This window comes from Gaoshiqia hydrogeniformans (genome assembly GCF_049347105.1).
In the GTDB taxonomy this organism is placed as follows: Bacteria; Bacteroidota; Bacteroidia; order Bacteroidales; family Prolixibacteraceae; genus Gaoshiqia; species Gaoshiqia hydrogeniformans.
In genome coordinates, this window is sequence record NZ_CP186334.1 from 5,667,036 (window position 1) to 5,690,982 (window position 23,947).

At 46.0% G+C, this 23,947-nt stretch carries 16 protein-coding genes; 2 read left to right on the forward strand and 14 right to left on the reverse strand.

Annotated elements, in window-relative coordinates:
• Window positions 1-10 precede the first annotated feature (10 nt).
• Genes ACOIT5_RS22500 through ACOIT5_RS22540 form a run of 9 tightly spaced genes read right to left on the reverse strand, consistent with a single transcriptional unit; the run spans window position 11 to window position 16,299 of the window.
• Window positions 11-3,127 (reverse strand): SusC/RagA family TonB-linked outer membrane protein, encoded by a 3,117-nt coding sequence (locus ACOIT5_RS22500; protein WP_423128405.1) that lies wholly within the window; start codon window positions 3,125-3,127, stop codon window positions 11-13.
• A 45-nt stretch (window positions 3,128-3,172) separates the two neighbouring features.
• Entirely contained in the window at window positions 3,173-4,189 is a 1,017-nt protein-coding gene (locus ACOIT5_RS22505; protein ID WP_423128406.1) for a DUF4961 domain-containing protein, read from the reverse strand.
• A 17-nt stretch (window positions 4,190-4,206) separates the two neighbouring features.
• On the reverse strand, window positions 4,207-4,653 hold the full coding sequence (locus ACOIT5_RS22510; protein ID WP_423128407.1) for a DUF5004 domain-containing protein: 447 nt from the start codon (window positions 4,651-4,653) through the stop codon (window positions 4,207-4,209).
• A 24-nt stretch (window positions 4,654-4,677) separates the two neighbouring features.
• The gene (locus ACOIT5_RS22515; protein WP_423128408.1) at window positions 4,678-6,459 is read right to left on the reverse strand and encodes a RagB/SusD family nutrient uptake outer membrane protein; all 1,782 of its coding nucleotides are present in this window, start codon (window positions 6,457-6,459) and stop codon (window positions 4,678-4,680) included.
• Between the two features lie 53 nt (window positions 6,460-6,512).
• Complete coding sequence (locus tag ACOIT5_RS22520) at window positions 6,513-8,792, reverse strand: GH92 family glycosyl hydrolase (RefSeq protein WP_423128409.1); 2,280 nt, start codon at window positions 8,790-8,792, stop codon at window positions 6,513-6,515.
• Window positions 8,793-8,810: 18 nt separating this feature from the next.
• Complete coding sequence (locus ACOIT5_RS22525) at window positions 8,811-11,195, reverse strand: GH92 family glycosyl hydrolase (protein WP_423128410.1); 2,385 nt, start codon at window positions 11,193-11,195, stop codon at window positions 8,811-8,813.
• Between the two features lies 1 nt (window position 11,196).
• A complete protein-coding gene (locus tag ACOIT5_RS22530; protein ID WP_423128411.1) occupies window positions 11,197-13,710 on the reverse strand; it encodes a glycoside hydrolase family 38 C-terminal domain-containing protein in 2,514 nt (837 codons plus the stop codon).
• A gap of 55 nt (window positions 13,711-13,765) precedes the next feature.
• Window positions 13,766-15,151 carry an SGNH/GDSL hydrolase family protein gene (locus tag ACOIT5_RS22535; RefSeq protein WP_423128412.1) on the reverse strand — a complete coding sequence of 462 codons (1,386 nt, stop codon included), beginning with the start codon at window positions 15,149-15,151 and terminating at the stop codon, window positions 13,766-13,768.
• A 5-nt stretch (window positions 15,152-15,156) separates the two neighbouring features.
• On the reverse strand, window positions 15,157-16,299 hold the full coding sequence (locus tag ACOIT5_RS22540) for a glycoside hydrolase family 130 protein (RefSeq protein WP_423128413.1): 1,143 nt from the start codon (window positions 16,297-16,299) through the stop codon (window positions 15,157-15,159).
• A 398-nt stretch (window positions 16,300-16,697) separates the two neighbouring features.
• On the opposite strand from ACOIT5_RS22540, the gene ACOIT5_RS22545 reads away from it, so the two are divergent.
• Together ACOIT5_RS22545 and ACOIT5_RS22550 are read left to right on the forward strand one after the other, a co-directional pair.
• The gene (locus ACOIT5_RS22545) at window positions 16,698-17,723 is read left to right on the forward strand and encodes a LacI family DNA-binding transcriptional regulator (protein WP_423128414.1); all 1,026 of its coding nucleotides are present in this window, start codon (window positions 16,698-16,700) and stop codon (window positions 17,721-17,723) included.
• A gap of 52 nt (window positions 17,724-17,775) precedes the next feature.
• A complete protein-coding gene (locus tag ACOIT5_RS22550) occupies window positions 17,776-19,032 on the forward strand; it encodes an MFS transporter (RefSeq protein WP_423128415.1) in 1,257 nt (418 codons plus the stop codon).
• Between the two features lie 12 nt (window positions 19,033-19,044).
• Here the strand turns inward: ACOIT5_RS22550 and ACOIT5_RS22555 are convergent, their stop codons facing one another.
• From ACOIT5_RS22555 to ACOIT5_RS22575, 5 genes are read right to left on the reverse strand one after another with little or no spacing between them, the layout of a single operon-like run.
• Window positions 19,045-21,192 carry a S46 family peptidase gene (locus ACOIT5_RS22555; RefSeq protein ID WP_423128416.1) on the reverse strand — a complete coding sequence of 716 codons (2,148 nt, stop codon included), beginning with the start codon at window positions 21,190-21,192 and terminating at the stop codon, window positions 19,045-19,047.
• Window positions 21,193-21,198: 6 nt separating this feature from the next.
• On the reverse strand, window positions 21,199-21,780 hold the full coding sequence (locus tag ACOIT5_RS22560) for a Maf family nucleotide pyrophosphatase (protein WP_423128417.1): 582 nt from the start codon (window positions 21,778-21,780) through the stop codon (window positions 21,199-21,201).
• Window positions 21,780-22,310, reverse strand: a complete 531-nt coding sequence (locus ACOIT5_RS22565) for a KdsC family phosphatase (RefSeq protein WP_423128418.1) — start codon at window positions 22,308-22,310, stop codon at window positions 21,780-21,782. The genes ACOIT5_RS22560 and ACOIT5_RS22565 overlap by 1 nt, the downstream gene beginning before the upstream one ends.
• Window positions 22,297-23,088, reverse strand: a complete 792-nt coding sequence (locus ACOIT5_RS22570; RefSeq protein WP_423128419.1) for a Rossmann-like and DUF2520 domain-containing protein — start codon at window positions 23,086-23,088, stop codon at window positions 22,297-22,299. The genes ACOIT5_RS22565 and ACOIT5_RS22570 overlap by 14 nt, the downstream gene beginning before the upstream one ends.
• Window positions 23,089-23,148: 60 nt before the next feature.
• Complete coding sequence (locus ACOIT5_RS22575) at window positions 23,149-23,853, reverse strand: superoxide dismutase (RefSeq protein ID WP_423128420.1); 705 nt, start codon at window positions 23,851-23,853, stop codon at window positions 23,149-23,151.
• Window positions 23,854-23,947 lie beyond the last annotated feature (94 nt).

Sequence of the window (23,947 nt, forward strand, 5' to 3'; positions counted from 1 at the left end):
AGGTTTATGATCAAAACTTAATATTTACGCCGGTGCTTATCACACGCTGAAGCGGATAATTGGTGAACCGCACTTCGGGATCGTCGAGCGTAAAATCGGCTTTGGTAAATACATTCTGTCCGCTTACAAAGAGTTTAATCCTGGTTCCGCCGAAGAACCGGTGGCAAACAGCATCGGGTAAGGTATAAGCCAGGTTAATGTCTTTTATCCTGAAATAATTTCCCGACCTCATCCAGAAAGAAGTCCACCAGCCGTTGGGGTTCATATTATAACTGTTTCCCCCGGCAGTAAGTCGCGGATAGGTTGCCGTTTCTTTTGTTTCGGGAGTCCAGCGGTCGGTCATTTGCAAGTAGGCCTGCCCGTAGCTCTGCCCGACTCCCTGGAATCCGGCCATCAACACGTTATCGCCCATGTAAATATCGCGGTTGTACACACCCTGGAACAATACGTTAAAATCAAATCCTTTGTAGTTGAAACCTGTTGTTATCCCATAATAGGTCAGCGGTTTGCCGCCACCGATCATCTTGAAGTCGAAGATGTTAATTACTCCGTCGTTGTTCAGGTCCTTGTATTTAATGTCTCCGGGCTGGATATTAAATCCCTCAATGACCGGACTGTTCGCGATTTCTTCCACCGAGTTAAAGAAGCCGTCGGCAACAAGGCCGAAAGCTGCACCGTTGGGTTTCCCGGTCACTTTATTGTACTCTTCCGGTTTGTATTGCTCGTCGATAAACTTCACTTTTGATCCTCCCTGGTTCCAGTTGGCCGTAACGAAGTAGTTAAAATCGCCCCAGTTATTCTGATAAGTCAGGCTGATTTCGCCACCATAAAACAGTTTTTTTCCAATATTCTCGGCAGGATAATCAAGTCCCATCAAAGCAATACTTCTACCCCGGCTTTGAAGCAGGTCGTAATAATTATCGTGATAATAGTTTCCGGTAATGTTCAGGTGGTTATTGAACAGGGCCACATCGGCGCCGACATTTATTTTATGCGCTTTTTCCCAGGTAATGTTGGTATTTGCCAGGCCGGTAGCAACGATACCTTCTCCAAATCCGTAGTTGTTGCCCTGAAGGTAAACATAGTCGGTAACACTGGTGCGGAATGTTTGCCGCCAAATATAATATCCCGAATTATCGATCCCGTTTCCGGTTTCGCCGTAAACTCCGGTCAGCTTGAAGCGATCCAACCAGTCAGTATCTTTTAAAAAGTTCTCTTTGGAGATGTCCCAACCGATCCCAAACGCATAAAAAGTACCCCAGCGTTTGTCGGGCATATACCGGTTAAAATAACTGCGGGTAGCTGCCAGTTCGGCAAAATATTTACCGCCATAGTTGTAACGTCCGCGTATCGCCATGTTTGCCGGTTTCTGCGGAAGATCGTAATTCAGCGTGACAACATTTTTATCGGCATGAACCGTTGCGTCGATCTTGTGTTTCCCGATGGTTGTCTGATAATCAAAACCAAGCTGACCGTACCAGTACCTGGCATTCGAAACCGAAATAAACTGGTTGCTTTGCGGGGATAAGACACCGAACGGATCATAACGGCCTTCTTCTCCGTTTTCGCCCGGCGTATATTGATAGACCAAACTCTGTTTTTTGCGCGAAATAGCGCCCGTGTTTTGTGTCGATATGTTTGTTATCGCTTTAAATGTCAAACCTTTCACCAAGCGTTTCAAATCGTAGGTCAGGTCAATATTGGCTACCGCATCCCGCGTTTCGTCGCTTACATAACCTGAATTGAAGGTACGGGACAGGATGTTGTTATAATACGATATATTTCCCCCCCAGGATCCATCCATATTATATACCGGATAAGCGTTATTGGGAGTTGTATAAATGGCATTCAGAATATTATTGTAACCATCGCCGGGTTGGTTCCCTTCTTCGATACGTCCAATAATGGTTGCGCCGACTTTTAGTTCATCGGTGATATCAATTTCCAGTTTCGAGTTGATCAGGTAGCGTTCCGTTCTTAAGTTGGTTTCATAGGAGTTCATGTCAGAACTCCTGAAAAGTCCTTCCTGGTTAAAATATCCCAAACTCACGAAATAGCGGGCAGTTGCGCTTCCGCCCGAAACATTCAGGTTATATGATTCGACCGGCGCATTTTTCTTCAGGGATTTGTTATACCAGTCGATATCCGGGTGACCAAACGGATCGGAGCCGTTTTTATAGGCCTGAAAGTCTTCGTAAGTATAAGCAGGAGTTTTACCGTCGTTTTGCAAAGCTTCGTTCAGCAGGTAGGCGTATTGATAGGCCGGCAGTTGTTCCGGCATTTTCAAGGTGCTTTGCACACCGTATCTGCCTGTAAAAGAAAGCTGAAATGCACCCTTTGACGGCTTTTTGGTAGTTACCAGCAATACAGCGCGGGAGCTGCGCATTCCGAGGAAAATCGACGAAAGAGCATCGTTTTGGATTGATACGGATTCGATATTTTCCGGATCGAGTGAGAACAGTTCCCGCTGAATACCGTCAACAATCACAACCGGCGCCAGGCCGCGGGCGTTGATTCCAAACTGGCTGTTATCCGTTGGCATTCCTGCACCAAAAACAGGAACTGAACCGATCAGGTCGGCAGTTGAGTTTGCGGTGGTCGACGGATTTCTGAAGCCACGGGTTTGCTGCACATACAAACCGGCCAGGCGACCTGAAAAAGAGCTGATGAGTGTATTCGACAATGAAGACGCCATCTGGTCAGTATAGATTGTCGATGCCGCGCCAATATAATTTTCTTTATCCGTCGAACCATACAACACATCTAATTTTTGCGGATCAGGCAAATATTTTGCAGCCAGCGAAACTTCCACCGGAGTTCCGCCGGTATCTGACGATTTCAGCTTACGTTCGCGGTTGTAATAATCGGGGTGTGAAAAAACCAACACCTGTCCCGGAACTAATTCCAGGTTATAATATCCGAGTACGTTTGTCAAAGCATGAGCCTCCCGGCCTTTCACCTGAACAAGTACATTGGCGATTGGATTGCCGTAACTGTCGACCACCTTCCCTGATCCCGGTACGATTTCGGTCAGGACTGATTCCTGTGCCTGTGCAAAACCAATCAAGAACATCATGATTAGCAGCAACAAAAATTGTCGCCTGGTTATTTTATATAAATTGTACATAAATTTACAGTTTTACAGTGATACACTTGAAGTGACAGAACCTCCTCACATACAGGTAAATATGTATTCAAAAGGAACTTCCGTATTCTGTCCGTCGTCCAAAACATTTTTTAACTCGATGGTGCCGTAGGCGTTTTTGAACGAATACTGGATTCTTGAGATCTCTTCACCCTCGGGGATACCGAAGTAACCAGCAGGCCAGAAAGTAAGGCTGAACGTGTGTCCAAGCGGATTTTCGCGTAACATTCGGGATTTCATGGCTTGCCCGCATACGGTATATGTTTTTTCATCCTCTGTGAAAGCAGTCGCGCACAAATAGATTTCATCCTGATCATCCAGCGGGTTATCAAACAGGTCTCCCTGGTATTTGATTGTAATCAGGTCATTCTTTGTGGCGAAAAGAGGCTGTGCCGAGTTGATATGAAGTTGACAGAAATCGGTTAACGGACCTGGTCCTACGACATCGATACAATCTGTGTACATCACTTTGAAACGTTGTGTGTCGGTACTGAACCCGTCATTACTGTTGTTTACAAAAAAACCAAGTTTTACGCGAATATTGTCGGTCCCGGTTTTCGTTTTTAGTTTAACAGTCACCGCAATTTTCTCACCGTTTGTCACATTATATACCCCGTCGGTCTGATAAACAACCCATTCCATGTCGTCCAAAACGTTCGGTCCGAAGCCAAAACGTTCTTTCAGGGCGGCCGGCCAGGTTCTTCCCTGCATGTTTTTGGGCTGGGCATCCTTCGGCATTAACGACATGGTTTTGATCCCCTCGTCAATTGTACTGGTGTAGGTGACCACGGTATTGTCGGCTGCGCGCCAGCTTTTGGGAACCAGGTAACCGATTACCAAACGTTCGCCGCCTGTAGCAGAGTTTTCAGCCGGTTCGATACGGATACGCATGGTATAAGTGGCCTCCTGTCCTGCGATTACCGATGGCTCATAATCCACTGAATCGAGAAAGATACATTGTGCCATCAGTACCGTAAAAACGACAATGGCAAAAATTTTCAGGTATTTCGAATATGAATAGTTATTCGTTTTATTTCGTTTCATAATTTCTGATTGTTAGTTTATTCCCGTTCCAAAATGTAGGTGTAAATATTGCCCGGGCATCCGGGACTAAAAGTCAAACCAATTTGGCGCCCGGTATTTACAATCGGAAAGTTTAGATTTGTCTCAACATACTGGGTCTCTCCTTCCTGAGTAAATTGAATATGAAACGGATACTGAGGATCATCCAGACTATACCTACCGTTTTCACGAACGACAAATGGCAAATAATCATCAATCGTGTAGGTTTCGTCGTCGTTAAAATTTACCCGGAAATTACCAAAGTCCATCATATCCGTTATGTCAATTTCGTTTCGGTATGCTTTGATAATTTTCCAGGAACCAACAATGCTTTTGGGGTTTTCGGTGTATTCTTTTGTGTCTTCCCCAAAATACTCGCAGGAATTTATCAAAAGTGCGAAGGCACAAAAAAACATCCCTATTTTTATTCCAGAAAATCGCTTCATAATATGAATATTTTTAAACCTCGGTTAATTATTGTCATAATAAGGATTCTGCACAAGCGTTGGTGATTTCGCCACTTCTTTGTATGGAATCGGCCAGAAATACATGGCCTTACGAAAGATTCGTTTCCTTACTTCAAATTTTGTGTAGCTGACGTTGCTTCCGTTACGGCGCACTTCCATGCCATGCATGATTTTGTTTTCGGTTTGATCGGCAATCATCCAGCGGCGAACATCCCAGAACCGGAACCCTTCCATCGCCAGTTCAACCCGGCGTTCAGTCTGTATCAATTCGCGCATGGCTTTCTGGCTCAGGCCGGGAGTTATTCCGAACATGCCATCGGGGCCGGGGTCAATTCCCGCTCGTTCACGAATTAGTTTTAAGGCGTCGTAAATATCAGAAACGGGTCCTTCATACTCGTTTTGAGCTTCGGCATAGTTAAGCAATACTTCTGCATAGCGCATAAGGGGACGCGCCTGGTTCACATCGATAAAGTAATTGGCCGCACATTGCCGGTGCTGTTGTTTCCTGAAATAGTAGCCAGTTGGCGTTCCGGTGTGAACGGCGTCCTGGCCTTGTGGCTGGCCGTTGTAGTTTCCAAGGAAAATATTTACAGGAACACTTTCTGTTGCCGCATTTCTCAACGGAGTCTGGTCGGCAACAAAGGTATTATTGAAGCGTGGATCGCGGTTGGCATACGGATTATTCGGGTCATAACCGGAATTCGGATCTGTAATCGCTTTCCCGTTTTTCATGGGAAAGACATCTGCCAGTTCCTGATAAGGCCAGCCGCCGCCACCGCCGCCGCGTGATGGCGGTTGAAAAAGGTTTTCGCGCCATCTCCCGGGAGATCTTTTATGCTCAAGGATAGTACCCCTGTAAGCTCCGTCAGCAACCCAGTCGCTCGGTATAAATATCCGGTAAAATCCTCTTCCCGGCTCTTCGCCATTATCAACATAAAGTGAATATCCCCCCATTGATATCACGGCTTTTGCTGCATCACGGGCCAGTTTCCAGCGTTCTTTATCATATTCGGGGTATCCGAGTAAATTTTTTATTTCAGGTTTTTCCGAGGCAAAATCACTCCCATTGAACAACGGACTGGCGGCAAACAAAAGAACTCTCGCTTTCAATGCTTTACATGCACCGGCGCCGGCGCGCCCCCGATCCCGTCCGGACGGGTTATTGGCCAGATCCATCGCCGCTTTGTCACATTCCGACACAATATAATCGACGCAGTCGGCAAAGGATGCGCGCACCGGTTTAATTTCGTCGGTTGGAGAAAAAATGGTATCGCCAACCAGGGGAATACCCCCATAGTGTTTCAGAAGGACAGAGTAGTACCAGGCTCTTAAAAATCGGGCTTCGGCGATGTAACGTGTTTTTCGCCCTTCGGTTAGCGGAGCTTCCGGGATATGTTTCAGAAACAGGTTGACCTTACGGATATTTTCGTAAGGTTTGTTCCACGAACTCACATCAATAATCACCGGGTTAACCGTTCCGGTAGCAAACTGCACGTCGGTTGTAATCTTTGCCAACTGACGGGGTTCGGCCTCATCGCAAGCGGTTTGTAACCCGCCACTCGGGGTCGCCCAAAATCCGCCATCGTTGAATCGGTCAAAGTCGCTCGCAAAACCAATACTGGTGTAAATATCGGTCAGAAAAGCGGTGGTATAAGTACTGTCAGAAAAAACAGTCGCTTCATCCAGGTCTGTGGTTTGGGTTTCATCCAAAAAGTCTTTCGACTGACAGGAGCTTATCAACCAAAGCCCCGAAATCAATAAAATCGGAATAATGATTTTTTTCATAAGCATAAAATTTGGTTCTTTAATAATTATTCTATTCGATGTCCTTTACTTGTTCATTTCTCTTGGTTCGAAACAGAGAATGGTAAATCGTCGTCAGCGGTTCCCCGTTGATAATTCGGTTGCTTGCTCATCTTTAGATGCAGTACGCCACCGCCGGCCATGTCATCATAGCTGATCCAGTTTTTCGAATAAGGTTTTCCGTTTAGCTCGGCCGATTCGATGTACACATTGCCGGAATGATTGTTCTCCGCGTTAATGATGAATTTTTTTCCGTCTTCGAGGGTAATGGTTGCCTTACGGAACAAAGGACTTCCCAAAACATACTGGTCGGTTCCGGGACAAACGCTGTAAATTCCCAGGGCGCTCAGTACGTACCACGACGATAGCCCGCCCTGATCTTCGTCGCCGGGGTATCCCCTGGGAGATGCATTGTATAATTGGCTCATCACTTTTCGCAACTGAGCCTGTGCTTTCCAGGGTTGACCGGAATAATTGTACAAATAAGGCACATGCTGACAGGGCTGGTTACCGTGCGCATATTGCCCCATATTGGCATCGAGCATTTCGGCAATCTCGTGAATGACAGTTCCGTAACTGCCAACATCGTACGCGTTCGTCCCGTTAAAAAATTCATCCAGGCGGGCATTGAAATTATCCCTTCCCCCCATCAGGTCGATTAATCCTTGAGGATCGTGAAAAACCGACCAGGTATATTGCGCGGAGTTGCCTTCGGTAAACGGGTTTCCCCAACGGTAAGGGTTAAACTCGTCAAAAACCCACTCTCCATTTACTTTACGGCCTCTCATATACTGAGATTTTTCATCCCAGATATTCTTGTAGTTGTACATTTGGCGACCGAAAACCTGCATGTAGAATTGATTACCGGTCATTTTTGCCAGCTTGTAGGCGCAGAAATCGTCGTAGGCGTACTCCAGCGTTTTGGCTGCGCTCTCGCCGGCTGTTTCGTATGGGATGTAACCCAGTTCGAAATATTCTTTGTGCCCTTCGCGACCGCTCGAACCACGCCAGAAACTGACATTGGTAATTTCGTGGTAATACTGAGCCAGCACTTTTTCCGGATCGAAATTCCGGATTCCCTTCGCCCAGGCATCGGCCAATAATGAAATGGCATGATTGCCAATCATGATGCCTGACATGCCCGGACATGACCAGGCCGGAAACCAACCGCACTGTTCTTTGGCATCGACCAACGACTGCATGTAACGGCCCTGCATGGTTGGATGAAGGATGTTGGTGAGCGGAAACTGCGAACGAAAGGTATCCCAAAACCCGTTGTCGGTGTACATATAACCGTCATGCACCTCATTGTCATACGGACTGCGATAATACGGCTGACCGTCTTTATTGATTTCGTAGAATTTATGCGAAAACAGGTTGGCCCGGAATAAGCAGGAATAGAATGTGGCTTTATCAGCCTCGTTATCGCCTTCCACCAGCACCCGGTTCAACAGTTCGTTCCAAGATTTTGCGGCTGCGTTTTTCACATCCTCCAGCTTTTTGAATCCGCCCAATTCCCGGTCAAGGGTCAGTTGGGCCTGTTCGGGACTGATATAAGACGAAGCAATCTTCACCTGGACCGTTGCCCCCGGCTTAAACCGGATGTAAGCCCCGATACCGTCGCCGGCGTCTTCTGTTCCGCTTTCTTTCACCCCATTGTTCCTGTTCTCCCAGGTACCGTAGGATACAAAAGGCTGGTCGAAACTTAAAACAAAGTATCCCCTGAATTCTTTGGGAAACAGAAAACCGCTGTTCACCCAGCCGATGATTTTTCGCTCTTTAGGCAAAATTTTCACTTCGCTGGTGCCGATATAACCGTCTAAAACAAGGTAAGCATCTTTCTTCCCCGGGAAAGAAAAACGCATCATGCCTCCTCTTTCGGCCGGCGATATCTCGGTTTTAATTCCGTTGGCCAGCGTTACCGCGTAATAATGAGGCTTTGCAATTTCATCATCATGCGAAAATCCGGTTGCCCGCTCGTGTTCGTCAACCACAAGTTCTCCGGTTTGCGGCATCAGCGAAAAGGTGGCATAATCCCTCACCCAGGGGCTGCACTGGTGGGTTTGCTGGAAGCCCCGGATGGTTGTAGCGGTATACTGGTATTTCCATCCGTTGCCATTGGGTCCTGTTTGGGCCGAAAAGGCGTGCATCGGGTAAGGCATGGCAACGGTGGGATAGGTATTCCCATAACTGTAATCGGGCCTGGAGTCTGTTCCCTGCAAGGTGTTTACATACGGCAACAAATCCTTATTTTGCGCCTGGAGCAACAGGCTCATCATGCTAAATACTAAAATTACAGCAAGTTTCTTTCTCATATTGTTGGTTATTGGTCATTAGTTATTGGTTCCCCAGCTGTGGTTAGGTTCGGGCCCCATGACCAGTTCGAGCGTTCCGCCAGCCGCAATCTCGCTGTAATCCAGATAGCAACGTTTGAGCGGGACTCCATTCAGTTTTGCCTGTTGGATGTACCTGTTTTCCGGCGAGTTGTTTTTGGCAACAACCCTAAATGCCTTTCCCGAAGCATAATTCCGATCCGGTTGAATCGTAATTTCATCGAATACCGGGCTGGTAATTTCATAGCGAAGGTCGCCCGGGCAAATCTGGCTCAGGCCGGCCGCTGCCAGCACATGCCAGGCCGACATCTGCCCGACATCTTCATTGCCGACCAAACCTTCCACATCGTTTTTATAAGCCCGGCGGCAAATTTCGCGGGTCCATTTTTGGGTGAGCCAGGGGGCGCCAAGCCGGTTAAAGAGGAACGGTACATGATGAACCGGCTCGTTGGCATGGTTGTAATAGTCGTTCCACATCATGTTTTCGGGAACTTTATCAAAAAACTCAGTCAGATCGGCCAATACTTTTTCGCGGCCGCCCATCAGTTCAACCATGCCTTCCACATCGTGCGGAACAAACCAACCCTGCTGATACGGATTGCATTCAACCGTTCCGTACCAATCCTGCAAACGCCCTTTTTCAGGCCATGCCTGCCAGCTGCCATCTTCATTCCGGGCCCGGAACCAGCCCTTCTCGGGATCGAAAATGTTCCGATAACTTTGCGCCAGTTTCGAATATTTCTCATAATCGTTCGTCTTGTAAATCGATTTAGCAATTTGTGCCAAACACCATTCGGTATAGGCCAGTTCAAGCGTATTCGAAATGGAATACTCGCTCGTAGCAAAACCTTCATAGCCGAAATCTTCCGGATTGCAACGAACGGTAAAACCCAGTTTTTCGTTGCCGCTCAATTCGCAGGTTCTGACGGCTGTTTTATAGGCCAGGTTCAGGTCATATCCTTTAATCCCTTTGGCCCAGGCATCAGCCAATACCGAAATGGCCGGGTTGCCAATCATACACCCGCTGTAGGCATTCGCCAACTCCCAGCGCTCGTAGTAACCTTCCCCGCTTTCCGAGGACAGGGTCAGCAGCGAATTAATCATGTCGTTCACAACCGTTGGGTTAATCAAGGTTTGCAGGGGAAACTGGCTGCGGAAAACATCCCAGCCGCTGAAAATGGTGCGCTTGGTGAAATTTTCGGAAACATGAATCATTTTATCGCCGCCAATGTACAGGTTGTCTACATCTTCAAAAATCCGGGGGTCGATCAGGGTATGATAAAGCGCCGTGTAAAACACGGCCTTTTCGTCGTCGGTGCCGCCTTTAACGGCCATCTTACCCAATTCAGCATTCCAGGCCCGGTGCGCATTTTCGCGAACGCCATCAAAATCCCAACCGGTAATTTCTTCTTCCAGATTTTTCCGGGCCCCCTCAGCGCTCGCGAACGAAATTCCGACTTTCAACAAAACCGGTTCATTTTCCCGGGTTGAAAAATTGGAAAAGAAGCCCAGGTGTTTTCCTTCCATTTCGCGTAAGCCTGAATGTACTTCGGCATTGGCAATCACTTCCTGGTACTTTTCACTGGTTACGTCTTCCAGTTTGCGGGTCCAATCGTCGGGAATACCAGCGCTCCAAATGCCAAAATCGTTCAGTGGTTTATCGAATTGTGCGTAGAAATAAACCGTATAATCCGCTTTTCCCAGGCCGTTCCCCCAGCCACCTCCTTCGGGCGGACATTTCATCCAGCCGGCAATCGTGTGTTTATCAACAACTTTGACCTGCTGCAGGGTTGAAGTCCCTCCTACCCTGCGGGCCAAATCAATCTGGATGCGGGATTCCTGATTTTCCGGAAATGTAAACCGGTACATGCCACAGCGCGTCGTAGCAGTCATTTCGGCTTTTACCCGGTAATCGCCGAGCTCCACCGAATAGTATCCGGCCGATGCCGTTTCGGTCGATTTGGAATAACGCGAGCGGTAACCTTCTTCCGGGTTTTCGGCCCTTCCGGCGCTGGTTTTCAGCGGACCGGTTGCCGGCATCACCAAAAAATTGCCCATATCGCCATTCCAGCCAATCCCGCTCAGCTGGGTCATGGCAAAGCCTTCAATGGTGGTATGTTCGTAACTGTAGCCCGAGCCGTTGTCTCCTCCGGTTATGGTATTGGGGCTCACCTGGACCATGCCAAACGGCGTGGCGGCGCCCGGAAAGGTTTTCCCCAAGCCGTGGTAAACACCAGCTGCACCCATATTGGTACTGGCCCCAATAAACGGATTCACATAAGAAGCATAGTCTGCACCGCCTGTCGTGTTCACCGACCGAGGATTTGAGCATCCCGCCATAACGAGCATGAAAGCCAACGGCAGATATTTCGAGTTTCTGATCATCTTATTTCAACTTAACTTTTGTTAGTTTGACAGTTTGAAATCCAAACTGCGGCAAATTCAGGTTTGTCACCCAATCGCCGTTCCTGTTTTTATTTTTTTGAAGCGAAGAAATCACCTTACCGTTCAGGTCAACCAATTCGAACACATCAGCCTGGCAATTCCAGCAGACTTCCTGATTGCTATTTTTTGACGAATTGTAAAAACGAACCAGTAAATCGTCGCCATCGACGGTTACTGCCGAAACGTGCAGGTTTTTATCGGTAACTTCCAGCAATGAGAATTGATCCGGCTCATTTCCGGCATGGATGAAGCGGCCAATCAACGGTTCATTCCAGGCGGCGCTTGCGGGTTCAATCCCGGCCGTCTCCCAATTTCCGGCATGCGGTAAAAGCGCATACCGCAGTTGCGTAGGGCCGTCGACACCATAGTTTCGCCCCCACAAACCTTTACCGGCATACTGAACGGTAAGCCCGATCGGCAACTCTTCGGTACGGATATAACTGGTGGTATGGTCCGAAAACAGGGCTACGCCGTAACCGCCGGAGCTACTTTCGGCATCCACCCAATTCAGGATCACGTTGTGTTTAATTTGGTCCCAACTGGTGTAAATGGTATTTTCAAGCTGGCTTTCGCAAACATCGAAAGGCGCATTTTTATACAGTTTCCCGTTCATCCCGGCCAATGGAAATTGAAGCTGAAGCTTGTACCCATCGTCGTAAAACGCTTTTTCCCAGTCTTCGGCCTTGTAATTGGCACCCTGGTCATAAGCGCCGATAGCCGGTTGTCCGTTCCAGTCGATGCTGAGTTCAAAGTCAATCAGGGGACTGGTTTTCGCGAACCGGATGAGTTGCGTGTACAGGTTTCCCGCCAGCTGGTTTTCCACCTTAATTTGGGTGAACAAAGCGCCATCTTCCACCACCGACACCCGGGCTTTCGCATCGGAACTTTTCCGGAACTTTTCCTCTTTGTAAAAATACCCGCGAAGGCTGTTCAAGCCTTTTCCCTTTTCCACCAGTTGCCGGTTACCCTGCTTTTTATCTATTAAACTGATGATTTCGCCGCCTGAAGCCGGGTCAAACACCGCCCGGTAAAACGCCGTTTCGAGCTGAAGTTTACCGTCAGCAAATTGCTTTACAGCTTGCTTTTGCTTCGATTTCCCGTTTTTAACCTGAAAAGTGGCATACCCGAAAGCAGGCACAGTGGCTTCGAAAGCCAATACCGGTTTTCCAGTCCTGCCAACTGAAACCTGCGCCGGAAGTTCCTTCCCCTTCCAATCGAAAACCGAGAACCCGGAATTTCTGAAGCGCTCAGGCAACTCGATTTCCACCACATCGGTCCTGCTGATTCCCAGCGTATTGAAAACGCGAACCGTTTCAGCATTGCCCGGTTCATCCAACTCAAACAGTTGTGAGATCTTATCGTCGGCTATCCGGTTCGAGGCGTCGGTCCAGCGCGTTACCTTATCCGCCCAGGTGTCGCCCGGGCGACCGTTGTAGGGCACTATCCAGCAATCGTGGTGCTGGGCCAGCATGAGTGTTCGCCAACCTTCAGCAATATCTGTCGCCGGAAATTCTTCTCCGTAAAGCAAATAATTGAGCGATGCCATTTTCTCTGCCACTACCATTTTGTTTTCACTCACCCTCACCTCCTGGGCAATCTGTTGCAACACCTGTGCTCCCCACACCAGTCCCGGCTTCACATCCTCAATCGAAAATTTCCAATCGTCAGGCTGCACTTTCCCCTGAATCATATTAATATAAGCCGTCCAGGTAGTATATTCCGTTGGTTTGTATTGATTTCCCCAGGGGCCGCCATCCCATCCGGCATCCTGAAAAGTCATGCCAACCGGATATTGAATGCCGCTTGCAAAACATTTTTCGATAAAGCTGTTCGAGTTTGTCCACGACTCGGTTTGCCAGGTCGACTTCGTTGAAAGCCCTTCGCACGCGTACCGCGGAACGGCAGGTATGGAGCTGCCATCGGGGCCAATCCAGTTCACCAGATCTTTCCCGAAAGCGCTGGTATAGCCGCCCCAACAGGTGTTCGGGTTACGCAATACGGCATACCGATAGCCAAATCCTTTTAATATCTGCGGCAGACTGCTCGTAAAACAAGGCTCTTCAACCGAATAAGTGATGAACGTAGCCTCCGGAAAATAAGCCCGTGTTTTTTCGATCCCGTAGGCGAACTGGCGGATGATGCTTTCGCCAGAAATATTATAGCAATAGGGCTGTGCATAAGCCGGATTGACAAACTCTATGCGTCCAAACCGCCCGGTTTTCGAATAATATTCCTGCAAAAGTTTGAAATTCTCAGCATCTTTTACGCTTACCGTATCCCAGGTTTCCGGTTCAATTTCGAGGTTAATGGCCCAAGCCGGGTTTTCAGTGAGTGTTTCGACCATAAAGCGGGCCTGCCACATGGGATAATGGCCGTAAATACCGCCATGATAACCATCGGCAAACCAGGCCGTTTGCGACTGCGCTGAATATGTACCAGGCAACAGAAGGATCAAAAGAAAAAAGCAATATGTTATTATTGAATGCAAAGCTTAACTCTATTTTAGGTTATTACATTTTCACCAGTTCGATTTTGCGGGAAACCGGCTTGTTGATCGAATAGATAGTTTTGACGATTCCATCCATCTGCTCCTGCCATAAGTTTCTGATTTCGGAGTATTGCGCTTGTTGGTAAACGCCAAAATTTCCGCGAACAAAACCATTGTCCCAATTGGCTTTGATGGTATCAATAGCTGCCTGGTTGCAGGCAAACAACAAGCCTTTTTCCTGCAGGAACGAAAATTCCATCCAGGCATAGTCGCGCAAACGGCGTTCGATTTCCAGGCGGTTTTCATTCAGAAGCATAATTTTCGTCGCCTGCTGATATTGAGGTGTTGTGGTCAGCTCGGCCAGGTTTACACCTTTGGCCAAATCCGAAGCGGTAAACTTTTCAATGGGCAGACCATCGATTTTCAATTGGTATGCTCCAATGGCAAGGCCCTCCACTTTCAGCAGTTCCTGGTTAAAATCCGCGTTAAACGGAATAAGTTTCAGGGCATCTTTCTGCGATTTTTTAGCCCCCCAGCCACGAACGGTCGAATCGACCGGATAAGGCAGCGCTTTTGCCAGGTAATTAAATGCAATGCCGTTTGCGTCGGCTTTTACATCAGAAACCGTGCAATTATCGGCCAGTGCAACTTTTTTTGTTTTCGCATTGACGCTGATTTCAGCCACTTTTTTACCGGCCAGTCCCTGCGCTTTCAGAAACAGGTATGCCATCACCATATGGCCGTCGTTGTCGGGGTGAATCCGGTCGCCGCCTTCCAGGTTGAACAGGGAATCTTTTTGTTGTTCGCGCAGGTCGATTTCCATCATCGGGCGGGTAAAATCAACAAATCCCCAATCGTTGGCCCTGGCCGATTCGCGCTGAAAATCGTTCACTTTCAGCAAAGCGGCATTTTTCGTCGGGAAAATCTGGTTTGGAACTTTCGATGTCTCATCGTAAGGCGAACCCCCAATCAGCACCTTGGTTACCTCCTTTGCTTCCTGCAAGCGCTTTTCAATGACCTGGTAATTGTCAAACGACTTTTCAATTTGCCGGACAGCAATTTCCTGGGCATCCGGCTTGTAAAAATCGAAATAACCCACATCGTTCATCCCGAAAGTCATGGTCAGGTAGCTCGGATTTTTACTGAATATGTCTTCTTCCAGACGTTCTTTTATATCCGAAGAGGTATCGCCGCCAATACCGGCATTGATCATGGTAACCGGCATTTCGGGGAAACGGGTCATGTAATACAGCCAGATAAACGAATGGTAATGCCCGCCGTGGGTAATGCTATTTCCGACAAATACCACCCGTTCACCTTTTTTAAACTGAGGGATTGATTCCTGTGCCTGCGAAAAGCCAAAAAGCACACAGGCAGCAATAACCAAAATAATTTTTTTGCAATTCATTTTATTTAGTTTGAAAATTGAACATTCTTGTTTGAAACGGCCACCGCTACGCGCGAATCGGCGCAACCATAATAGAGAAACCATTTGTTTTGATGAAACACCAAACCTTCGACAAACACAGTACCAGCCGGGTATTGCCCGCTTTTCTCGAAGGATTCCTGCGGAACCAGAAAGGGTTTATCGAGCCTGTCAATCACCTGATAAGGGTCGTTTTTGCCGAACAAAAGCTGACCGGCACAATAAGCATTGCCCGTGTAAGTTGTATCGCCGTCGGCGCCTGCTTTGTTTTTTCCATTGTAAATCAACACAATGCCCATATCTGTCATTACTGCAGGCGGGCCGCATTCGGTCAGTTCGCTGTCGAAATAGCCTTTGCGAGGCGAAGCTAAAGGAATCAGTTCCTGGTTTTCATCTACCAGCGGCTCCCAATTTATCAAATCTGCGGATGTCGCAGCATAAACATGTTTTTCGCCCCAGTACATCAGGTAGTTGCCGTTTACTTTTGAAATGACCAGCCGACCATTTTTAAGGGTTGTCACCATTGAAGCTGATTTACTGAAGCTATCAGCAAATTTTCCGTTGAAGGCATTTCTGAATGCAGGGCCGTATTTTTCCCAGTTGATCAGGTCTTTCGACAAGGCGACCGCAAGCCTCGCCTGTTTGCGGTTCCATTGGGTGTATAAAATCACATAGGTTCCGTCTTCGGTTACGGCCACGCGCGGATCTTCGCATCCGCCAGGCCATTCCAGTTCCTGCTGGCTGTCGTTATCGGGAAACAGAACCGGAGCTGTTGCTTGATTCGCAATCGTTATCCCGTCCACTGTCCGGGCAAGCCCAATCCGTGATGTGCGTTGCCCGATGCCCTGCCCCGATTGATCCTCGGCGCGGTATAACACACAAATGGTATCGTTCTTTACGATTGCTGCCGGGTTAAAGGTATCGCCGTTTTCCCAGGGAATGGTATCGCCGGTTAGCGGACAATAAAAAGTTGTTTCCTGCGGTACAATAATTGGGTTCACTCCGTCAGGCCGCTCGAACGGGCCAATTGCCCAGCTTTTCAGTTCCTGTTCCGGCGCTTTGGGCCGACAAGCGACGAAAGCAACCAGGGCAAATGCGCCAACCAGGCAATTCATCAATCGTGTTCTCATGTTTTATTGATTTCCGTTATAATTGTTATCATTCCGGGATGTTGTTACCACAATTGCCAAAAGCGCCGAAACAACAAACCTAAAACGTTTAAGGATCATCAATTCTTAATTTACCTTAATATTCTACTTTTAACTAAATCGATTTAGTCTGTTTTGAAAAAAATATACTACTTTCCCGCCGTATTTGTTAATACGAAAATTGTTGAGAATGTATTTTTACAGTCAACATTACTAAATCGGTTTAGCAGTTTCAAATATACACTGTTTTTGTAAAGACAAAAAGAAATTTAAAAAAATATTCAAATTTTTAATTTTTTGCGAACTTTATACAAATATGAAAAAGCATTGTACCCAAATCTTTTGGGAATACTTACTTATCGGGTAACAAAATAAACTTCATGGCAAAAACAAAAGTTTCAATTAACGACATAGCGACAAACCTGCACATTTCAAAAACTACGGTTTCATTTATACTGAACGGGAAAGCCAAGGAAAAAAGAATCAGCGATAAACTGGTAAAGAAAGTTCTCGATAAGGTAGAAGAATTAGGTTATCACCCCAACCAGTTAGCCAAAGGTTTAAGAACAGGAAAATCGAATATCATCGGATTAATGGTGGAAGATATTTCCAATCCGTTCTATGCAAGTATTGCCAAAAAGATCGAAGACAAAGCCTATCAGAATAACTACAAAATTATCTACTGCAGTACCGAGAACGACAAAAACAGGGCCCGGGAGTTTTTAACCATGTTTACCACCCTGGGGGTGGACGGATGCATTATTGCCCCGACAATGGGCATCGAAAATGACATCAAACAGCTGATTGAGATCGGAATGGATGTGGTTTTGTTTGACCGGAAGTTTAAGAATATGTCCACCGATGTGGTGATGGTTGATAACAAAGAAGGGATGTATACCGCCGTAGAACACCTTATTCAAAACGGATACACAAATATTGCACTGATTGCCCTTGCTCTCGATAAACCGGAAAAAGAAGACCGTATCATCGGGTTTAAGGATGCGATGAATACTTATGGCCTCTCCCCGCGAGTCTTTCCACTTCCTTTTAAATCTAATTTTCAGGATTATGTGACAGATATCAGGGAAATCCTGGAAAAAGAGAACCATATCGATGCCTTAGTTTTCGGAACCAACTACCTGGGAATTAGTGGATTGGAAGCGATAACTAATCTCAATCTCAAGATACCGGAAGATTTGGCCATCGTTTGCTTTGACGATCACGACCTTTTTAGAATTCACCAACCGGATATTACCGTTGTAGCGCAACCGATTGAGGAGATTGCCCATACTGTTATTAACACGCTTCTTGAAAACCTTCAAAAAGACAATGAACAAGCAACCAACAAGAGCATCACGTTATCTACAAATCTGATCATCAGAAGTTCATCGCAAAAGAGAACCTGAAACAACCCTTTAATTCCATACTAAATTTTCGAAAACAGAAGAAAGCTGTGTCATGAATCATCGTATTCTCAACTATGTATTGATCGTTTCGATTGCAGGCTTCCTGATGGGCTTTGATACGGTAGTCATATCGGGAGTTAACCTTCCGGTCAAAAACATGTGGCAAACATCCGATTGGATACACGGAACGTTTATTATTTCAATGACGCTTTGGGGTATGGTCGTCGGTGCGCTAACCGGAGGATACCCAACGGAAAAACTAGGCAGAAAGCAGACGTTGATTTTGGTAGGACTTTTATTTGTCTTTTCAGCCCTGGGCGCCGCATCATCATCGAACCCGTATTCTTTCTCATTTTTCAGGTTCATCGGCGGATTAGGCGCCGGATTTGCATCAATCGCCGCGCCTACCTATATCTCTGAAATCTCCGAAGCTCACAACCGCGGACGATTAGTCATGCTCTACCAGTTCAATATTGTATTTGGGATTCTGCTGGCCTATTTATCCAATTATTTACTGGAGGGTCTTCCTTTCGAAAACACCTGGAGGCTGATGATTGGAGTTGAAGTGCTACCTGCCTCATTGTTTGTGTCGCTGCTTTTCTGCATCCCGAAAAGTCCGCGATGGTTTGTGAACCTCAAAAACAAAACGGATTTAATTGATCAGTCAGACCGGTCCGGCCTGTTTTCCGGAAAATATAACCGCGCCTTACTGCTTTCATTTCTAATGGCCTTTTTCAACCAGTTCTCCGGGATCAGTTTCATTTTGTTTTATGCCCCCGAGATATTCGAAAAGGCAGGACTTGGCACCTCAGAATCACTTTTGAGTTCAATTTCGTTAGGAATAATCAATTTGATTTTCACCTTCGCCGGAATCTACTTAATTGACCGAAAGGGAAGAAAACAACTGATGTACCTGGGAACAATCGGCTACATCATAAGTTTATCGATGGTGGCTATTGGCTTTTACATGTCATTTCAAACCATATATATGGTCATTTTTGTCCTGCTTTTTATCGCCTCGCATGCAATTGGACAAGGCGCTGTAATTTGGGTATTTATCCCTGAAATTTTCCCCAACAGCGTAAGACCGTTCGGACAAGCATGGGGAGCAGGTTTACTGAATATATTTGCAGCAACAATCGCGCTCTTAGGGGCAGTGATCATTAATTCGTTCCCGGCCTGGTTCGTGTTCTCTCTTTTTACTTTTTTTATGGTCTTACAATTAATATTTGTTCGTTATATGATGCCGGAAACAAAGGGAATTCCCCTGGAAGAAATTGAATATTTTATGAGGAAACAAAAAAATTAATTCAGGTACCGGTTAGTTGTGTCTCAAATCCATTTCATCCAGCAAATAGCCGGCGCCGGCAAATTTATCGATCAGAAAAAGGACATAACGGATATCAATCATGATATTCCGGCAAACATCCGGGTCGTACATGATATCACTCATGGTTCCTTCCCAGCAACGGTCAAAATTAATTCCAACCAACTCGCCGTTTGCATTAATTGCCGGACTTCCGGAGTTTCCGCCCGTGGTGTGGACCGAGGCAGCAAAAGCAACCGGCAACTCCCCTTCACGGGCGTAATCGCCGTAATCTTTAGCGGCATACAAATCGCGTAGCCGCTGCGGAACATCGTAATCATATATAAGCGGATTGTCCTTCTCGACAATGCCTTTCAAGGTAGTATAGTACTTGTAAACAACCCCGTCGGCCGGTTTATATCCTTCCACTTTGCCGTAAGCCACACGTAGGGTCAGGTTGGCATCCGGATAAAGCGCCCGTTCCTTTTGCATTTCCATGATTCCCCGCATGTAGATTTGCTGCGATACGTCTATTTGACTGCGGATACTTTGATAAACCGATTCAATATTTCGGGCATAATGACTGCGAAGTTCTTTGTATAAGGCCATTACCGGATCTTTCTGTAATTTTTCGATCGTTTTTTCATCAAGTTGTTCAACCAAATCGAGCAACTTTTTTTCATCGGTAAAAACCGATTTCCGGTAAACCTTATCCAGCAACTTTGCATCGTCGTGCAAACGCATCAGTTCGCGAAAACCGTTTGGCAGGAAAGATGGATCCAGATCAGAATACAGTACACGTATCAAACGAACAAATACTTCTTCGTCGACTTTTTGGTCGTAATCTTTAAAATACTCCCGGATCCGGTTATTCAGCTCCTCCTTATATTTCCGAAGCAGATCCTCATTTATCTGCGACCATCCGCTCCCGTTCCGGGGAAAGTTATCGGCTAGTGAAAAAATATCGGTCCCCCGGATTACAATTTCATCATAATAGTTATAGGCTTTATTGTACGGCGTCAGGTCGATATACAGTTTTTCAAACCGGGGAAAAATTGCGGAATAAATACTTATAAGAGAATCATTTTGTTCATACCAGTTTTTAAACTGCTGTTCAAACGATCGCTTAAGATCCGGTGCATTCATCCGCTTCAGCCCCTTTATTTCACCCTGCCACCGTTTCCACGAATTACTGGTCCTCGCGTATTTTGAAGCATACTGGATACGGACTTTGGGATTCGCGTCCATATGTCGAGCCATTATTTCCAGCTTCTCTGTCCGTATTTTCACCTTATCCGGATCAGACTGGTGCATGATCAGGTCGACCTCCTGCGACGGAAGATATTGTTCTGTGCTTCCCGGAAAACCGAAAACCAGGATAAAATCATCTTGCCGGATTCCTTTTTTCGAAATCGGGAAAAAGGATTTCGGACGATAGGGCACATTATCCGGTGAATATTCAGCAGGCTCATTATTCCGGTCGGCATAAATCCTGAAAATTGAAAAATCGCCTGTATGACGGGGCCACATCCAGTTGTCGGTATCTCCTCCAAATTTTCCGATGGATGAAGGAGGAGCGCCCACCAGGCGAACATCCCTGTACACTTTATAGATGTATACAAAATATTGGTTACCATGAAAGATCGGCTTAACCACTGCCTCAAACTTTCCTTTTTCAGAAAAAACTGACTCGGCCGATCTTGTATTTCTTTTAATTTTGGCAGCCAGTTGATCTCCTTCCAAACCTTCAGTTCCTGACAGAATGGAGTCGGTCACATCATCCATCCGCTCCAGAAACCGGACAATTAACCCCGGATTTGGCAATTCTTCTTCCTTCGACATGGCCCAAAACCCGTCTGTTAAATAATCGTGTTCGACCGAACTGTGCGATTGAATAGCCGAATAACCGCAATGGTGGTTGGTAAGCAGCAAACCTTCTTCCGAAACCAGTTCGCCGGTACAGCCTGAACCGAACAAAACAACAGCATCTTTCATGCTGTTCCGGTTTATGCTGTAAATATCATCGGCGTTTAACCTGAATCCCATTTGCCTCATGTCTTCGATGTTATATTTTTCCATTAAAGTCGGGATCCACATGCCTTCTTTGGCAGACAACCGGAAAATAAGAATGGTAAAGGCTAAACTAAAAAGTACTTTTTGCATGAATAATCAAAATTCTTTCAAGTATTGGTAAAGTTTGTGAACGGGCAAGCCCATGACATTATAAAATGAACCTTCAATCTTGTTAATTCCCACGTAACCGATCCATTCCTGTATGCCATATGCACCGGCTTTGTCGTAGGGTTTATACTTTTCAACATACCATACGATTTCTTCTTCGGTCAGTTCATCAAACCAAACTTCGGTTACGGCATGAAAAGAGATTTTTTTGGTTGTGGATTGCAGGTGCATCCCGGTGATCACCTGGTGCTGACTTCCCGACAATTCCTGCAGGATTTGGATGGCTTCTTCTTTCGATCCGGGTTTGCCAAGCACTTTATCATCCTTCCAAACAATGGTATCAGCGGTGATTAAAAGTTCATTGTCCTGCAAGGTGTCTTTCAGCGCATCGGCTTTTAACTGGGCCAGGTAAACCGGAATGGCAGTCATTCCAAGTTCTTCCGGATAAAATTCTTCCAGATCGGCTGGGCGAACTTCAAATTCGAGTCCCAAACCACGCAGCAAATTTTGCCGGCGGGGAGACTTTGAGGCTAAAACAAGCCTGTAATTTTCCAGATTTTTTAGTACCATCAAATTGACCTCCAATAATACGATTTTTCATTGATCCAGGTATCCTGTGCCCTCATTACCTGTTCAATCACATCCCTGACACAGCCTTCTCCTCCTTTTTTATCTGAAATATACAAAGAAATTTCTTTTATTTCATGAACAGCATCCAACGGACAACAGGGAAAACCCACCAGCGACATAATCTGATAGTCGATCAGATCGTCACCCATATAAAGCACTTCGTCGGCTTTCAATCCGGTTTTTTCCATGAAATCAGACAAGGGTTGCACCTTATCCCTGACCCCCATATAGATGTGGGGTACGCCAAGCTTTTCGTAGCGTAAACGAACACGATCAATGGCCCCTCCAGTAATAATTCCGATTTGATAATTCATATTCAGCGCATTTCGGAGGGCATAACCATCTTTTACGTTAGCTGTTCGCACCGGATCTCCTTCTTCATTTAACGGAGAAGTATCGCATGATAATACGCCATCAATATCGAAAACAAATGCTTTAATCTGTTTTAGTTTATCTTTAAAAAATGTCATCGCTGTTCTTTTTATGGGCCAGGAAAATACTCTCGGATACAAAACTATAGATTTTCCTGAGTTCCGGCTGCTTGTCGAGTAAATTTAGATGCTTGTTAATGATTGTTTCATCAAAACGCCTGGCCGGACCGGTTTGCACGTCAAAAGGACGAAAGTTCATGACTTTGTCTGCGGTTTCTTTAATCAAAGGTTTTAATAAGTCAAAATTCAGTCCTTCTTGTTGCAGTAAGCGATCGCCCAAATAATATAAATGATTTACAAAGTTACAGGTGAACACGGCGGCCAAATGCAGAATTTTTCGTTGTTCTGAATTGATTTCATGAACATCTCCGGATATTTGGCCTGCCAATTGTTTTAACCGGTTTACCAAAACGGATGAGCTAGCTTCCAAACAAACCGGTACTTGCGAAAAATCAACGTCGCGTTGTTTCGAGAATGTTTGCAGTGGATAAAACACGCCAAAACGCTCAGTATATTTTGCCAATACATCCATTGGTATGCTCCCGGCGGTATGTACCATCAATGAATTTTGCCAGTCGCGTTTGGCAAGGACTTCTTCAAGAACATCATCTTTTAGCGCCACCAGGATTAAACCGGCCGATAAATCGATTTCGCCCACCTTGTTTGTAAATCCGCAGCCAAGCAAATTTGCAAGTTTACCGGCCGATTCTTCTGTCCGGCTGTAAACCTGAATAATTTCAACGCCTGCTTTTTGTAGTGATTTTCCTAATTGGGTCGCCAGATTTCCGGCTCCAAGCAAGGTAATTTTTTGTATCATTTCGTAAAATTTCGGAGATTCAAAGTAACAAAAAAACCGGCTAAAAACCGGCTTGAATTGCTATGCATTTTGATATCTCCTGCTCACCTCTTCCCAGTTCACAACATTCCAGAAATTATCGACATATTCGGCCCTACGATTTTGATAATGCAGATAATAGGCATGTTCCCATACATCCAAGGCTAACAATGGTCTACCTTTTTTTGCGGCATTACTCATCAGGGGGTTATCCTGATTAGCCGAAGTGGTGACAAACAATTTCCCGCTTTCATCAATGGTCAGCCAGGTCCAGCCACTGCCAAAATGTGATTTGGCTGCTTTCCCAAACTCTTCCTTAAATTCATCAATAGAGCCAAAATTGTCAGAAATTGCCTTTCCCAACTCATCCGGTATCTCTCTGGTCTCATTGGTCATATTTTCCCAAAACAGCTTATGGTTGTATAAGCCTCCTCCGTTGTTGCGGATCCCGGCGTCATAATCGGTTATTTTGGCAAAAATCTGTTCCAGGGGTGTTTCCTGAAGATCCGTCCCTTCGATCACTTTTATAAAATTATTAAAATAGCCCCGGTGATGCTTATCGTAATGCAATTCCATCGTCTCTGCATCAATATAAGGTTCCAGTGCATTGTAAGCGTAAGGCAGGTCGGCGAAGCTGTGCCCTTCAAACTTTTTGCTTTCGGTGCTGCATGCCGCCAGCGCCGAACCGAGAATAGGTGTAGCAACCGCGGCTGTTCCAACCAATTGTATAAAATTTCGTCTCTCCATTCCTAAATATTTTTTATTCTTCAAGATTAACAAGATAAACCTGCAAAAGTTTAGGAAAACGAAGTCGATCGAATTTGATGGGTTTTTGTCAATA